This window comes from Flavobacterium pokkalii (assembly GCF_014596575.1).
In the GTDB taxonomy this organism is placed as follows: domain Bacteria; phylum Bacteroidota; class Bacteroidia; order Flavobacteriales; family Flavobacteriaceae; genus Flavobacterium; species Flavobacterium pokkalii.
In genome coordinates this window covers 1-16,036 of record NZ_NASZ01000020.1, presented here as the reverse complement: position 1 = coordinate 16,036, position 16,036 = coordinate 1, and the positions used below count along the sequence as shown (strand labels likewise).

General features: G+C 36.9%; 17 protein-coding genes. 13 read left to right on the top strand and 4 right to left on the bottom strand.

The features are described 5' to 3' along the window. The first annotated feature begins 8 nt into the window (after nucleotides 1–8). The 10 genes from B6A10_RS12330 to B6A10_RS12285 all read left to right on the top strand — a co-directional run bounded on the left by B6A10_RS12330 (nucleotide 9) and on the right by B6A10_RS12285 (nucleotide 9,550). Complete coding sequence (locus tag B6A10_RS12330; protein ID WP_188221112.1) at nucleotides 9–539, top strand: mechanosensitive ion channel domain-containing protein; 531 nt, start codon at nucleotides 9–11, stop codon at nucleotides 537–539. Nucleotides 540–644: 105 nt separating this feature from the next. After that, on the top strand, nucleotides 645–953 hold the full coding sequence (locus B6A10_RS12325) for a hypothetical protein (protein ID WP_188221111.1): 309 nt from the start codon (nucleotides 645–647) through the stop codon (nucleotides 951–953). Nucleotides 954–1,103: 150 nt separating this feature from the next. Next, complete coding sequence (locus tag B6A10_RS12320; protein WP_188221110.1) at nucleotides 1,104–1,568, top strand: hypothetical protein; 465 nt, start codon at nucleotides 1,104–1,106, stop codon at nucleotides 1,566–1,568. Between the two features lie 155 nt (nucleotides 1,569–1,723). Then, complete coding sequence (locus B6A10_RS12315) at nucleotides 1,724–2,197, top strand: hypothetical protein (RefSeq protein WP_188221109.1); 474 nt, start codon at nucleotides 1,724–1,726, stop codon at nucleotides 2,195–2,197. Between the two features lie 172 nt (nucleotides 2,198–2,369). Then, nucleotides 2,370–2,867: a hypothetical protein gene (locus B6A10_RS12310; protein ID WP_188221108.1), complete on the top strand. Its 498-nt coding sequence runs from the start codon at nucleotides 2,370–2,372 to the stop codon at nucleotides 2,865–2,867. 142 nt (nucleotides 2,868–3,009) lie between these two features. Beyond that, a complete protein-coding gene (locus B6A10_RS12305; RefSeq protein ID WP_188221107.1) occupies nucleotides 3,010–4,638 on the top strand; it encodes an acyl-CoA carboxylase subunit beta in 1,629 nt (542 codons plus the stop codon). Nucleotides 4,639–4,646: 8 nt separating this feature from the next. Beyond that, entirely contained in the window at nucleotides 4,647–5,168 is a 522-nt protein-coding gene (locus B6A10_RS12300) for a GNAT family N-acetyltransferase (RefSeq protein ID WP_188221149.1), read from the top strand. 537 nt (nucleotides 5,169–5,705) lie between these two features. Continuing rightward, complete coding sequence (locus B6A10_RS12295) at nucleotides 5,706–6,164, top strand: SRPBCC family protein (RefSeq protein WP_188221106.1); 459 nt, start codon at nucleotides 5,706–5,708, stop codon at nucleotides 6,162–6,164. 127 nt (nucleotides 6,165–6,291) lie between these two features. After that, nucleotides 6,292–7,170, top strand: coding sequence for a formate dehydrogenase accessory sulfurtransferase FdhD (fdhD, locus tag B6A10_RS12290; protein WP_188221105.1), 879 nt, complete (start codon nucleotides 6,292–6,294; stop codon nucleotides 7,168–7,170). A gap of 34 nt (nucleotides 7,171–7,204) precedes the next feature. After that, nucleotides 7,205–9,550, top strand: coding sequence for an FdhF/YdeP family oxidoreductase (locus B6A10_RS12285; protein ID WP_188221104.1), 2,346 nt, complete (start codon nucleotides 7,205–7,207; stop codon nucleotides 9,548–9,550). A gap of 122 nt (nucleotides 9,551–9,672) precedes the next feature. On the opposite strand, the gene B6A10_RS12280 is transcribed toward B6A10_RS12285, so the two are convergent. Further along, nucleotides 9,673–10,803 carry a cysteine desulfurase family protein gene (locus B6A10_RS12280; RefSeq protein ID WP_188221103.1) on the bottom strand — a complete coding sequence of 377 codons (1,131 nt, stop codon included), beginning with the start codon at nucleotides 10,801–10,803 and terminating at the stop codon, nucleotides 9,673–9,675. Between the two features lie 82 nt (nucleotides 10,804–10,885). Between B6A10_RS12280 and B6A10_RS12275 the strand changes: the two genes are divergently transcribed. Further along, nucleotides 10,886–11,860 (top strand): hypothetical protein, encoded by a 975-nt coding sequence (locus B6A10_RS12275; protein ID WP_188221102.1) that lies wholly within the window; start codon nucleotides 10,886–10,888, stop codon nucleotides 11,858–11,860. A 137-nt stretch (nucleotides 11,861–11,997) separates the two neighbouring features. Here the strand turns inward: B6A10_RS12275 and B6A10_RS12270 are convergent, their stop codons facing one another. Together B6A10_RS12270 and B6A10_RS12265 are read right to left on the bottom strand one after the other, a co-directional pair. Further along, complete coding sequence (locus B6A10_RS12270) at nucleotides 11,998–12,549, bottom strand: Smr/MutS family protein (RefSeq protein ID WP_055091200.1); 552 nt, start codon at nucleotides 12,547–12,549, stop codon at nucleotides 11,998–12,000. Next, nucleotides 12,539–12,724, bottom strand: coding sequence for a hypothetical protein (locus tag B6A10_RS12265; protein ID WP_188221101.1), 186 nt, complete (start codon nucleotides 12,722–12,724; stop codon nucleotides 12,539–12,541). Before B6A10_RS12265 ends, B6A10_RS12270 begins: the two co-directional genes overlap by 11 nt. Nucleotides 12,725–12,901: 177 nt before the next feature. Here B6A10_RS12265 and epsC point away from each other — a divergent pair, with 177 nt between their 5' ends. Beyond that, a complete protein-coding gene (gene epsC / locus B6A10_RS12260) occupies nucleotides 12,902–13,693 on the top strand; it encodes a serine O-acetyltransferase EpsC (protein ID WP_055091202.1) in 792 nt (263 codons plus the stop codon). Further along, entirely contained in the window at nucleotides 13,694–14,581 is an 888-nt protein-coding gene (gene cysM, locus B6A10_RS12255; protein WP_188221100.1) for a cysteine synthase CysM, read from the top strand. It begins immediately after the preceding gene. A gap of 74 nt (nucleotides 14,582–14,655) precedes the next feature. Here cysM and B6A10_RS12250 read toward each other — a convergent pair. Beyond that, nucleotides 14,656–16,036 (bottom strand): MBG domain-containing protein (locus B6A10_RS12250; protein ID WP_188221099.1); only part of this gene is annotated, 1,381 nt, incomplete at its 5' end.

The window sequence follows — 16,036 nt, the reverse complement described above, 5'->3', positions numbered from 1 at the left end:
TTGACAAGATGCATTTTTTCGAAGATCACTCCAATGAATTAATCATTAGCGGAATATTAGTTCTGATTATCATTGTTTTACGAATTATTTCTACAAAATTAGTACGCCGATTTGCTAAATCTTCTGATCGTATTGAACACCGAACCAATCTGGTTATAAAATATATTCATCTCCTGATAAATATCTTAGCCTGCATTGGATTCATAATTATTTGGGGAGTACGCCCTAAAGATATTGTGCTGGCGGTTTCATCCATTGCAACCGTTGTAGGGGTGGCTATGGTTGCCCAATGGTCCATTTTAAGTAATATTACTTCGGGAGTGATTTTGTTTTTTTCCTTTCCTTTTAAAATTGGCGATACCATAAAAATTTTAGATAAAGATTATCCGATTGTTGGCGAAATCGAAGACATCTCGGCTTTTTACGTAATCCTAAAAAGTACTGAAGGCGAACAGGTGATTTACCCTAATAATCTTTTGTTTCAAAAAGGAATTTCAATCGTACATAATTTTGAAGAAGAAAAGGAATTTACCGATTAACCTCACTTTTCAGCAATAAAAAAAGTGGCTGCTTACTGATTAATAACTAATTAATCAGTATATTTATAAAAAAGAACCGGATTTTTTAATTTAAATTTTTTAAGTATGAAAAAACTAAACTTTTATTTGACAGCCTTATTCCTAACATTAAGCGTGCTAACAACTCAGGCGTATGCCACAGAGAAAAACCCGGCAACAACTCCAAAAGAAATTCCTGCCGAAGTACAAAACATGTTAAATCGATTAAATGAAATTAAGGAAATGGACAAATCGAACTTGTCTTCTTCAGAAAAAAAAGAATTGCGAACCGAAGTTAAAACCATCAAAAAGAATTTAAAAAAATCAGGACAGGGTGTTTATTTATCCGTTGGAACTATCATTATCATCCTTCTTTTATTGATTTTATTACTTTAAAAATCAACAAAATAAACCCAATAAATTAAGCCCGTCAGTAACAGACGGGCTCTTTTTTTAGCTGTTAATTACATCTTAAACCACATTTTTGGCACAATAATTGGCTTCTGATAACTAAAGTTGAATGTTTAACCTAAAAAAACAGAAATCATGAAAACTTTAAAATTAAGCATCGCAGCCATTGTATTATTCATAGCCACCTCAACCACACAGGCACAGGTTTCCGTAAATGTAAATATTGGTACACCTCCAGCCTGGGGACCGGTAGGATATGCTAATATTGATTATTATTACTTACCTGATATTCAAACTTATTATGATATCCGACTTTCCCAATTTATTTATTTCAACAACGGAAGATGGATTCATTCCAGATATTTACCAGGACCTTACAGACATTATGATTTGTATCGCGGTTACAAAGTAGTACTAAGCGATTATCACGGCAGAACGCCTTATAAATATTTTAAAGCCCACAAAGCAAAATATTACAAAGGTTACAAAGGAAAACCTCAAAAAACAATTGGGTACAGAAACTATAACCACCATGATTATCACAAAGGAAACAAACACCACAATGACCACGGGAATAATCACGGACACAAAAAACATTAAATATTTTAATCACTAAATACTAAAGAAACGCTAATAGCGTTTCTTTTTTTTAGGTTTACTCAAAAAGTTAAAATAAAGTTAACAAAAATAATGCTGGCACGTTAATTGGAATAAACATAAAAAAAATAAACCTCAAATTTTAAAACTTATAAATTATGAAAACTCTAAAATTAATCATTGCCGGATTCTTACTTTTCATGAGTAGTAATTCTCAGGCTCAGGTAGCTGTAAATGTAAATATAGGCACTCCTCCTGCTTGGGGTCCTGTAGGATATTCTAATGTTGAATTTTATTATTTGCCCGATATCGAATGTTACTTTGATATTCATTTATCGCAGTTTATTTATTTTAACAACGGAAGATGGGTTCGTACCAAATATCTCCCAAGACCTTACAGAAACTATGATTTATACAATGGATATAAAGTTGTGTTAACCGATTATCACGGAAAAACACCTTACAAGTATTTTAAAACACACAAAGTAAAATATTATAAAGGCTACAAAGGGAAACCTCAAAAAACAATTGGAAACAGACAGGATTATTACCACAGTAATAAAAATCACAAATCAGACAAAAAACAACATCATGGAAATAACGGCCATGGTAACGGAAATAAAAAACACTAATTATTTCCCTTTAAAAATAAAAAGAAGCGCATTAGGCGTTTCTTTTTTTAAACCTTAAAAAGTTAAAATAGAGTTAATAAAATATTTTTGGCATAGTACTTGGATTAAACCTAATATAAGCAAGAATAAAAAAATAAAAAGCCCCCAAAATAACTTTTAAAAAACAGAAATCATGAAAACTTTAAAATTAATTGCTACCGGAATCATTTTATTTGCTGCTGCTGCTACTTCTCAAGCTCAGGTTTCCATAAATCTAAACATAGGAACACCTGCTGTGGTAGTAAGACCAGCCTGGGTACCTCAAAATCATGTAAACGTAGATTTCTACTATATTCCTGAAATCGAATCTTATTACGATATGAGCGCCGGATTATATGTGTATTTAGACAACGGAAACTGGTGTCGCACAAGATATGTTCCGGTACGTTACAGAAATTACAATTTGAATCACGCTCATCGAATTGAATTAAGAGGGTACCACGGAAGCCGTCCTTACACTTACTTTAACAACCACAATGTGAGATACGACAACCATTATTACAACAAAAGATATGTAGAAAGTCGTCGTTACGATAATCGTTATGACAACCGTCGTTACAACAACCGTTATGCCGACAATTACAGAGATAATCACGACAGAGGAAACCATTACGGACACAGAAATCGTTAATCATTTTCAAGCATAAACCACAAACCATCCCCATACCATCGGGATGGTTTTTTTATGCACTTATTCTTGCATACTCATACCCTAAAACTTCAACAGATTTTGTATTTTAGCCCGGCTCATTATTTGCATAAAAAATTACAACATGGATTTGAACTTCAACAAAAACGAAGACCACAACAAACTTTTACTTTCAGACTTAAGACAAAAATTTGCCAAAATAAAATTAGGTGGAGGCGAAAAACGCATTCAAAAATTACACACCGAAGGCAAAATGACCGCTCGTGAGCGCATCGATTATTTATTGGATGCCAAAGCTGAAAGTATTGAAATTGGGGCTTTTGTTGGAGACGCTATGTACAAAGAACACGGCGGCTGTCCTTCTGGCGGTGTGGTTGTAAAAATTGGGTATATCAAAGGCAAACAGTGCATTGTAGTTGCCAATGATGCAACTGTAAAAGCTGGGGCTTGGTTCCCAATAACTGCCAAGAAAAACCTGCGCGCTCAGGAAATTGCGATGGAAAACAAAATTCCAATTATCTATTTGGTAGATAGTGCCGGAGTTTATTTGCCAATGCAGGATGAAATTTTCCCTGACAAAGAACATTTTGGTCGTATTTTTAGAAACAATGCCATTATGAGCAGTATGGGAATCACCCAAATCTCAGCTATTATGGGAAGTTGTGTGGCGGGAGGTGCCTATTTACCTATCATGAGCGATGAAGCCATTATTGTGGACAAAACTGCCAGTATCTTTCTAGCCGGAAGTTATTTGGTTAAAGCTGCCATCGGGGAAACCATCGATAACGAAACCTTAGGCGGAGCAACAACGCACTGCGAAATTTCAGGAGTAACTGACTATAAAGCCAAGGACGACAAAGATGCCTTAGACAAAATAAAAAATATTGTAGATAAAATTGGCGATTATGAAAAAGCCGGTTTCAACCGTATCAAAGCGGAAAAACCAGCTCTTGACGCCAATGAAATCTACGGTATTTTACCAAAAGCCCGAAGTGAACAATACGACATGATGGAAATCATCCTTCGTTTGGTGGATAATTCGGAATTTGAAGCTTATAAAGAAGGTTACGGACAAACTATTATTACGGGTTACGCCCGAATTGATGGTTGGGCAGTAGGAATTGTGGCCAATCAACGTAAAGTAATCAAAACCAAAAAAGGCGAAATGCAGTTTGGTGGTGTAATTTATTCCGACAGTGCCGACAAAGCGACCCGATTTATTGCCAATTGCAATCAGAAAAAAATTCCTTTAGTTTTTCTGCAAGATGTAACCGGATTTATGGTGGGTTCCAAATCGGAACAGGGCGGAATCATCAAAGACGGCGCAAAAATGGTCAATGCCGTGAGTAATTCGGTAGTTCCAAAATTCACGGTGGTGGTTGGAAACTCTTATGGTGCCGGAAACTACGCCATGTGCGGTAAAGCCTATGATCCAAGATTAATGTTAGCCTGGCCAAGTGCAGAATTAGCCGTTATGGGTGGAACGCAGGCTGCTAAAGTATTGGCACAAATAGAGGCTTCTGCTTTAAAAGCTAAAGGTGAAACCGTTGACGAAGCCAAAGAATCCGAATTATTTAACAAAATAAAAGCCCGTTATGACGAGCAGGTATCTCCATATTATGCCGCTTCCCGACTATGGACAGATGCTATTATCGACCCACTAGAAACCCGAAACTGGATTTCGATGGGAATCGAAGCAGCCAACCACGCTCCTATTGAAAAAGCATTTAATCTGGGAATAATTCAAGTATAAGTCACATGATGAATCACCAGTTTAGAAAAGCGAGTCTTTCTGAAATTCCTCAAATTTGGACTATTTTAGAAAAAGCCATTCAACGTCGAAAAGAAGATGGCAGCAACCAATGGCAGGATGGCTATCCAAATCCTGAGGTAATCCAAAAAGACATCGAAAAAGAGGCCGGCTTTGTTTTAACCACTAATAATGAAATTATTGGATATAGTGCCGTAATGATTAATGACGAACCTGCCTATGCCAAAATCATCGGGAAATGGATAACTAATGAAGATTTTGTTGTATTTCATCGGGTAGCTATTACCGATGATTATTTGGGTAAAGGTTTATCTAAAGTGATACTGAATTACATTGAAGATTTTGCCTTGAGCAATCAAATTTACAGCCTCAAAGCCGATACTAACTTTGACAATTTGGCTATGCTACACCTCTTTGAAAAACTGGGTTATCAATATTGCGGAGAAGTTTATTTCAGGGGAAGCGCCCGAAAAGCTTTTGAAAAAGTTTTAGATAAAAAAGATAATCATTAATAAAACAGCTATTTTCGTTCCAACTGCCCTCAAATAAAAAGCGTACAAAAACAACGAAAAAGCACAGTGGCAGCACTCCACAAGTTGAGCCTGCAAGGCGAACGGCTTGGGGTGAGGAACGAAGCTTTGAGGTAGTTTTTTAGCTTTTTATTTGCCAGGCTTGATCTTTTTGTTTCTTTTTTGATCAAGCAAAAAAGAAAAAACACAAACCATCCTGATTCGCTCTATTAATTCGCTTTACCTAAAAAAAATCTTTTATAACAGCTACTAATTTCCTTAGCAACCGCCCTCAAATAAAAAGCATACAAAAACAACGAAAAAGCAAATTGGCAGCACTCTACAAGTAGAGCCTGCAAGGCGAACGGCTTGGGGTGCGGAACGACGCTTTGAGGTAGTTTTTTAGCTTTCTATTTGCCAGGCTTGATTTTTTTGTTTCTTTTTTGATCAAGCAAAAAAGAAAAAACACAAAAACACATTCTCTCAACTTAATTTCAGAACTTTAGCACTCCCAACAAACTATTTCAAAAAAAGAAAGCGATGGCAACAGAAATTATAGCAACAACTCCAGAAACAGAAATTGTAAGTTCCAGAATATTCCAGGTTTCCAGGGAATTATTATTCAAGGCTTGGTCTGAACCCGATCATCTCAAAAATTGGTGGGGACCAAACGGATTTACCAATACTTTCAACGAATTTGATTTTAGAGTTGGCGGCAAATGGAGTTTCATTATGCACGGTCCCGACAAAGGAAATTATGCCAACGAATGTGAATTTATCAAAATTGAAGTCCCTTCAATAATAGCTTGGAAACGCTATTCCAAACCCATTTTTCAGGTGGTAGCAACTTTTGAAGAAATCAACAAAGAACAAACAAAATTGATTTTTAAAATGCTTTTCCACACGGCAGAGGAATGTCAAAAATTAAGGCCTTTTGTGGTAGACAAGAACGAAGAAAATTTCGACCGACTTGAAGTAGAATTGGCTAAAATGATGTAAAAAATGCAGCTTTTTAATATAAAATTGCATTCCCTTTATATTGACTATCTGCAATATTTATAGTAATTTTAAAAGCTTCCTTCCCGAAAGCACTTATTCAATCAATTTTCAAATTAAAAAATTTAGCATGGAAATAAAGGATTTGGAAAGTATTTCCATCAAAAACAAACTCGTGCATAAAGTCAATGGGACTCAAATTTCAGTCCATGAAGATGTGCTATCAATTGAAGAACCACTCGAAATAAGACTAAAATTTCACCAAAATCAAGAAATTGTGCTGCAAACAATTTCAGTAACCATGCGCACTCCCGGAAATGATTTTGAATTAGCCCTAGGATTTTTATTTACTGAAGGAATCATCTCTGATTTTGAAGCCATCCAAAGTGTTTTCCATGTTGAAAAAAATTGTGCGTTACAAAAAAAGAACAGTTTACTGGTTGAATTAAAAGAAGGTTTTACACCTCAATTAATGCAGGCCGACAGGAATTTTTATACTACTTCCAGTTGTGGTGTTTGTGGCAAAAGTTCCATTGAAGCCATTAAAACGGTAAGTCCATTCAAAACTTTAGAACCACCAAAAATTAGTATTTCTGCCGCAATTTTATACCAACTTTCTCAAAAATTAAGATTAGCTCAAAATGATTTTTCCAATACCGGAGGCATTCATGCTTCGGCATTGTTTTCCATTGATGGAGAATTATTGTTTTTGCAGGAAGATGTAGGAAGACACAATGCTTTAGATAAATTGATTGGTAAGGCTTTCGCCAAAGACTTACTGCCTTTAAACAAACACATCTTACTCCTTAGCGGAAGAATCAGTTTCGAATTAGTGCAAAAAGCCGCTATGGCAGGAATTGCTACGGTCGTTGCTATTGGGGCACCTTCCAGCTTAGCCGTAGAACTGGCGACCGAATGCAACATCACACTCATAGGTTTCTTAAATGAAAACCGATTCAACATGTATTGTCAAAGCAGTACTTTCAGTTTAGACACTATAGAGAATTAGGCTAAACTTTCTAACCACCAATAAAACATTAATCATGAAAGAAGACGATAAAAATCCAAAACAACCAAATCCCGAAAACCCCTACAAAACTTTAGATTTAAAACTAACTAAAGTCAAAGATTGGGCGGCAGGAATTCCTGCAGTTCAGGCATCCATAAGTGATTTGATTGAGGACAAAACTGTTGCTCGTGGTGGAAAAGCCTTGTTCAAAATGAATCAGATGGGCGGTTTTGATTGTCCAAGCTGTGCCTGGCCCGATCCGGATGATGAGCGTTCGCCTTTGGGTGAATATTGTGAAAATGGTGTAAAAGCACTAGCGGAAGAAGCAACGACCAAAAAAGTCACACCGGAATTTTTCAAGGAAAATTCAGTCTATGCACTTTCCCAACTTACCGATTATGAAATTGGTAAAAAAGGCCGATTAACAGATCCGCTCTATTTACCTAAAAACGGCACACATTACGAAGCGATTTCCTGGGATGCAGCTTTCCAAAAAATTGCAGATTCTTTAAACGAATTGGATTCTCCAAACGAAGCTATTTTTTACACTTCCGGAAGAACCAGTAATGAGGCTTCATTTTTATACCAACTTTTTGCCAAGGAATTTGGAACCAATAATATGCCGGATTGTTCCAATATGTGTCACGAAACTTCCGGAACTGCACTGCGACCTACCATTGGAATTGGAAAAGGAACCGTAAAACTGGAAGATTTTTATGATACGGATTTGATTGTAATCATTGGACAAAATCCGGGTACTAATGCGCCCCGCATGATGAGCGCTTTGGAAAAAGGAAAGAAAAACGGAGCCAAAATCATCGCCATTAATCCGTTGCCGGAAGCAGGATTGATGGGGTTTAAAAATCCGCAGGAAATAAAAGGAATTATTGGTAATCCGGTAAAACTGGCCGATTTGTACCTTCCGGTAAAAATAAATGGGGACATGGCTTTACTGAAGGCCTTAGAAATGCTCCTGTTGGATTACGAAAAGAAAAATCCAGGTAAAATTCTGGATCAACAATTCATTCACGAAAAAACAACCGGATTTGAAGCTTACCTGAAACAATTTGACAATTATAATTTTGACCAATTCGTCGAAGAATCGGGAGTGCCAAAAGAAGCCATTCAACAGGCTGCCGAAATGCTGGCTTTTAAAAACCGAATCATTGTATGCTGGGGAATGGGAATTACCCAACAACACAATGGAGTGGATTTGGTGAAAGAAATCCTTAATATTTTATTGCTAAAAGGGAGCATTGGCAAAGCCGGAGCAGGCGTTTGTCCGGTACGCGGGCACAGCAATGTACAGGGTAACCGCACCATGCTGATTGACGAAAAACCTACACAGGAACAATTGGATCGCTTGCAAAACTATTTTGGATTTAATCCACCGCGTGAAAAAGGCTATGATGTGGTACATGCTATTAAAGCCATGCATAATGAAAAAGCCAAAGTACTATTTTGTATGGGCGGTAATTTCCTTTCAGCGACACCAGACACTACTTACACTACGGAGGCATTACGAAAACTCAACCTTACTGTGAGTGTTTCTACCAAACTAAATCGTACGCATTTAATTCATGGAAAAGAATCCTTGATTCTGCCTACGCTTTCCCGTAGTGATATGGATATTGTCAATGGTGAATTGCAAATTATCACCACCGAAAATTCTATGGGTGTGGTTCAGGATTCAAAAGGGGTTTTAAAAGCCGTTTCAGATAACCTTATCAACGAAACCCAAATTGTTTGCCGCATGGCAATGGCAACCTTAGGAGACAAATCGGTGGTGGATTGGAATAAATACCATAATGACTACGATGCGGTACGTGATGCTATTGAACAATGCATACCAGGATTTGAAAACTACAATGTAAGAGCGCGCCAAAAAGGAGGTTTTTATTTGCCTAATGCCGCAAGGGATGGAAAGTTTAACACCAAACAATTTGGTGACCGCGTTCCTTTTACGCTGACAACTACCCCTGTTAATCAGTTAGCAGCAGACGAATACTTGATGGCTACCACCCGCACCCACGACCAATTTAACACCACCATTTATGGACTGGACGACCGCTACCGTGGCATAAAAAACGAGCGCCGAGTAATTTTCATGAACGAAAAAGACATTGAAAAAGAAGGATTTAAAAATGGAGATAAAGTAGATTTATTCAACTATGATGATGGCATTGAACGCATTGCACCCTTATTTATCATCGTGGCCTACCCTATTCCTGAAAAGAATACAGTAACCTATTTCCCGGAAACCAATGTACTGGTTTCGGTAAATAATGTGGTCAAAGAAAGTAATATGCCTGCTTCCAAATACGTGAAAATCAAAATCAAAAAACACGAGGAATCGATTTATGAAAGGATAAAGAGCTAATACATTTGAATATATTTGACAACTTTTAGAAAGTTGTCAAATTTTGAATTTCCCAGTAAACAAGAGAATTTTACTCATGCCTATCGCAAAAAAACATAAAAAAAACGTCCATTCGGACGTTTTCAATTTTTTACTGTTTTTAAGGCTTCAATCAAGCCATCAATATCCTCTTTGGTATTGAAATGACTCAAGGAAATGCGTAAACTGGGTTTTTTGACCAAATCATCTGAGAGAATTTCCGCCAAAACATGCGAAGGTCGGATACTACCACTTTGGCAGGCACTTCCACGCGATACGGCAATACCACGCATATCTAAATGAAATAAAATCATCGCAGTTTTATCTTCTGAAAAAGGCAATAATACATTCAAAATATTATAAAAAGAATCCTTTGTCCCGTTGAAAACAACCCCAGGAAAAATAGTTTCTAATTGTTCAATTAGGTAATTTTTCAATTGAGAAATTTGCTCTTTTTCGGAATCTAAATGAGCATAAGAAAGTTCCAAAGCCTTTGCCATTCCTGCAATTTGATGCACAGCTTCGGTACCGGCACGAAGACCTTTTTCCTGTTCGCCCCCAAAAAACAAAGGTTGCAGTGCCGAATTTTTTCTAACAAAGGCAAAACCAACACCTTTAGGTCCGTGAAACTTATGGGCACTAGCCAAAACAAAATCCACTGGAATCACTTGTAAATCCAAAGACATTTTTCCCATCGACTGCACCGTATCCGAATGAAACAAAGCATTGTATTGTCTGCAAATTAAACCTACACGCTCTAAATCTAAGATTGTTCCGATTTCGTTATTTACATGCATCAAACTCACCAAAGTTTTCACTTCCAGATTTAGCAATTCAGATAGATGCGTCAAATCGATACTTCCGTCAGCCATGACATTTACATAATCAACCTGAATTCCAAATTCCTTTTGCAAAGCCGTTATAGCCAATAAAACCGCATGATGCTCTATTTTACTGCTAATAATTCGTGTTACTTTTAAATCTTTGACTGCTGAACGCAAAATCCAGTTATTGGCTTCTGTTCCACCAGATGTAAACACAATTTCCTGAGCACTAACATTCAACTGTTTAGCAATTGATTTTCGGGAAAGTTCGAGGATATTTTTGGCATTACGACCAAAACTATGTGTTGAAGATGGATTTCCATAATCTTCCGCCAGTACTTTGGTCATTTCCTGAATAACTTCAGGACGGATAGCGGTGGTAGATGCGTTATCGAGGTATATTTTTTTCATCGCTGCAAAGTTATAAAATATCAATTATCAAAAGCCGATTCGCATTTGTCATTTTTTGTCTATTTTTGTGAAAATTTTTAAGATGAAAAAAGCCCTAAGCCTATTGGTTTTATTAGCATTTATCAATGCCTGCGACGATGGAAATCTAACTCAGGAAGACATCACTTTTGAGAATGTAAATACACAAAGTTGCAGCAATAGCAGTACCAATACCTTAATTTACAAGCTAAAAGATCAGGAAGCCCTGATAATGGAAATCCCAACGACTACTTTTAAAAGTGAGCCAACTCCCGATGGTCAACCTATTGAACTAAATATTGGTATTAACTCTAACAGAGTCGTATATCGTTTTTATAACGGAACTGTTGCAACGGCTAATATTTGTGAAACTATTACTCCGGCAACTCCGGTTATTACGGATCAATGGACGGCTACTGACGGGATTATTCAAATTGTAACTACTGCCGTTAAATCGACTAATGAGACGACTAATGCAACTAAAATTACCGGTTACAATCACAATATTGTTTTAAAAAATGTCACTTTTGCGAAAGCGAATGGAACACAAGTCTATGAAACTTTTCCTTTTGGAGATTACACGACATCGGCTACTTCTTTGCCTTTTAATTTTGATCAAAGCTTAGAAAAATGTAGTGCATCTAATGATGTTTACAACTACAATACTAGTGAAGCATTAATTTTGACCATTGATCCTAACTTAATTTTAAACGAGGCAACTGCACTCAATACTCCTAGAACCGGACTCGTTGGGACAACAACTAACAAACTTACGTATCGTTTGTTCTCCAATTTATTGACGTCGGATTATTTTTGTCAAAGTACCACACCAAGTACTCCTGCAGTTAGTGAAGAATGGACTGGCGTTGCAGGTGTTAGCGGCACAAGCGGAATTATCGAGGTAACTACAACCACTAATGGTCCTAATAGTTTTAAACACACTATTGTGTTGAAAAAAGTATCGTTAGCCAAAGGAAACAACAATTTCATGCTTGGTGACAGCTATACTTTAGGAGAATTATTTACCACTTCTAATTAATCTAAAAATATTTAAGAATATAAAAGCCCGTTTGCTGCTGCATTCGGGCTTAATTTTTTTATAGAAATCTTAGTAAAAAACAATTTGCTAATTTGCGGTCGCCTAAAATAATTCAAACTATAGTTTCAAAAAAGCTGTTACTTTTTACTTTGTCGGATAAAAACTTCAGTGGCGCCTTGTCCATATTTTTGATAATTGGCCTCCTGAAAATCAATATTATCATAACGTCCTAACAGAAAATCTAATTCGGCTTTCAGGATTCCTTCTCCTACTCCATGAATCAACACAATTTTAGGAATACGGTTTTTGATGGCAAATTCGATATGACGCTGTGCCGTTTCCGCCTGTAAAGTCAGAATATCATAATTAGACATCCCGTGTTTATTTTTAACCAATTTTTCAATGTGCAAATCAAATTCAGGAACCGGAACATTACCTTTTTCCCTTTTTTCTTTCACAAAACTTCTGGGTTTCGGGATTGCTTTTTCCTTATTAATTGCTTCGGTATTGATTCCTTTTACAGAATCCATCAGATTATCTGCCCCTCCGGTCTTCACGAGTTCATTTTCATTAAATTGCATTACAAAACCTTCGTCGGTTTCAATGGTAACTTCCTGACCTTTAACCGTCAAAACCACACCGTTAATAGCCTCATCCAGCACTGCTACTTTATCGCCTTTAGTCAACATTTTCTTCTTCTTTTTCGGGATTTTTACTAGGTGTTTTTGCACTTAAACGCATCATTCCAAACATAAAAACAGCCATCGCAATAACGCTTACATAAACATTTTTATCTGTCACCGTTTGCTCATAAAAAGCAACAGCTATGGCAAGCAACACGATGGGAACATAAAACTTTTTCATCTTCATTAAATAAGTTTCAAAAATAATAAATTTAAAATTCTTCCCAATTGTAAAGCTGTAAATTCAAATCGGACGTTCCGGAATCCTATTAATTCAAAATAGTTCAATATATTTGTTTTAAAATAAATCTATTAAAATTTGGCAGAAAAATTCTGCTCCCTATACCATCCAGCAGTCATGACAAAGGATCTCATCATAAAAAACATTGGCGAACTAAAAAGCCATACTTCTATCAATTACGGTATCAAAACAAAAGTAGAAGCTTTTACTGAAAAAATATTTTACACCTTGTTTGATGCTAATGCCCCTTTGAGCGAAAGTATTGATGCATTAGAACAACAATTCAAAGAAATTGCAGCTTTGGCCTGCAAAAAACCAAATGCTTTATGCGATGCCGGTTGGGAACAATTTGTGGCCAAATTGCCTTCAGTGTTAAAAAAACTCAATCAAGACGCTGAATATATCTTAGAAAATGATCCGGCGTCCAACAGTATCGAAGAGGTTTATCTGGCTTATCCGGGCTTTTATGCCATTGCCATTTACCGAATCAGTCACGAATTATACGTTCAGGATTTATTGCTTTTCTCAAGGTTAATGAGCGAATATGCCCATCGAATTACCGGTACCGATATTCATGCCGGTGCGCAAATTGATTCGCCATTTTTCATTGACCACGCCACCGGAATTGTAATTGGAGAAACAGCAGTAATTGAAAAACATGTTAAAATTTATCAGGGAGTTACTCTCGGTGCTTTGAGCGTAAGCAAAGAAATGAAAAACGCCAAAAGACATCCTACTGTTGAAAAAAATGTATGCATTTATGCTAATGCCACCATTTTGGGAGGCGAAACGGTTATTGGTAAAAACAGTATTATTGGTGGTAATGCCTGGATTACCAAATCGACACCGGAACGTTCCATTGTAACCAACACCACCACTACAGAAGTAAAAATAAAAGAACTCAAATAAATGGATCCACAAAAAATATTAGACCTGATTGGTAATACGCCTTTGGTTGAAACTACTAATTTGGTTAAAAACAAAAACGTAAAATTATTATTAAAACTCGAAGGCAATAATCCGGGCGGAAGCGTCAAAGACAGAGCCGCTTATTACATGATTAAAGGCGCAATGGATCGCGGCGAAATCAAAAAAGGAGACAAACTCATTGAAGCTACCAGCGGAAATACCGGAATTGCTCTGGCGATGATTGCTCAATTATTAGGTATCGAAATCGAATTAATTCTACCGGAAGACTCCACAAAAGAGCGTACCCAAACCATGCGTGCTTATGGTGCTACCGTAATCCTGACTCCTGCTGCCGAAGGAATCATCGGTTCCAGAGATTACGCCGACAAAAAGGTTGCCGAAGGCGGTTATTTGATGCTAAATCAATTTGCCAACGACGACAACTGGAAAGCGCATTACAACACTACAGGTCCTGAAATTTGGAGAGACACTCAGGGAACAGTTACCCATTTTGTTTCGGCTATGGGAACTACAGGAACCATTATTGGAACTTCCACATTTTTAAAAGAACAAAACTCAAACATTCAAATCATTGGTGCTCAACCTTCAGAAGGTTCTCAAATCCCGGGAATCAGAAAATGGCCTATAGAATATTTGCCTAAAATTTTTAATCCTTCAAAGGTAGATCGAACGATAGATGTAAGTGAAAAAGAAGCACGCGAAATGACTAAACGTCTGGCTCTGGAAGAAGGTGTTTTCGCCGGAATGAGTAGCGGTGGCGCAGTAGCCGTAGCCGTAAAAATAGCCGAAGAACTGGAATCAGGTGTAATAGTAGCTGTTATTTGTGATCGCGGCGATCGTTATTTATCTTCTGATTTGTTTGATTAAGACTTGGCTTTTTCCAAATTAGACATAAAAAAACCAGTTCGATTTGAACTGGTTTTTTGTTGGTAAAAACTTTATTATTCCTTAACTAAATTGATGGTTTTTACAACTGTTCCCTGAGTTATTTTAGCAATATAAGTTCCTCTTGGTAAATCTTCTCCAAAGCTGATTGATTCCCCAGCTTTCTTATCAATTACTTTTAATAATTTTCCGGCACTGTCATAAACTACTAACTGAATATTTTCAGTACTATTAGCCGCAATTTCAATTGTAAATACACTAGCCGTTGGATTAGGATAAGCAATTACGTTGAATGGAGATGGTTCAGTTGAATTTTCCACTTGGAATGTTCCAGTAGAAATTATTTTTTCACCACCAACTATTTTTGCTGTTCCTTTTTTCTTCACTTCCTGAATTACAATTGAGCCTCCTCCTAAAACAGTAGAAACGTCTGAATTTTCATCTGCAGCTAAACCATTATCATAAATTACTCCATTAGCTCCCCAAATCTTAATTCGAAATTGATCTGGAGCAGTTCCTCCATTATAATCTCCATCTATTGCCACTAAAGTAAATTTATAGCCTGGCACACCATTAATAGTTCCGTCTCCTCTATAGGTTGCTTTTTTACCAGAGATAACTAAAGATCCCGATTCATGTAAAGTTGATTTAAAATTTAAATCACCAGCCTTAAATTGAAATTCAGTGTTTCCATCCACCTGATTATTCCCTTTTTTATATTTTGCATTAAATCCAAAATTAGCCTTTCCTGTTAACAATGGATTATTTGAATATGCCCCTGCAGGAGACATAATCCATCCTCCCCCGGTAACAAAACTTCCATTTGGATCAAAAACAGGCATATATGCTTCAGTAGATTTAGCACAATCTGAACCTGCTATAGCAATAACTTTATATAATCCAACTACAAGATTTGGAACCAATACTTCAGCCTGACCATTAACTGTTTGTACAGGATAAATTTGGACATTCCCATTCCCTGGATCCACATAGAATTTCACCGTAACTCCTGCTACAGGAGGTACTATTGTCGCAGACAACTTGGCTACTGATCCTAAAGCTACCGGACTGCTACTAGCCGAAGCATCCACGCTAGTAATACCCTCAATTTTAAAATCAGCAGTATTATATGTTATATCGTAATTACTAAGTGCTGATGAAGGACTAAGCGTGGCTGATATTGTATAAATATCTGCCGCTTCCCCACTAGTTCTACTGTATATTGCAGTTACTCCATCTGCTTCTAAAAAGCCTGTTATTACCCCTGTAAAAATTGGATCTGTTTGTCCACAATATTTACTCGCAGCATTTGGTGTTACAGAAGCCGATTTTTTTATTATAGTCAAATCAGCTCCTACATAAGTCAAAGTATAGTTACTGTTTAAAGCGACATTTCCCTGTGTGATAGCATAAGTACCTACACTCTCTCCTGCATCT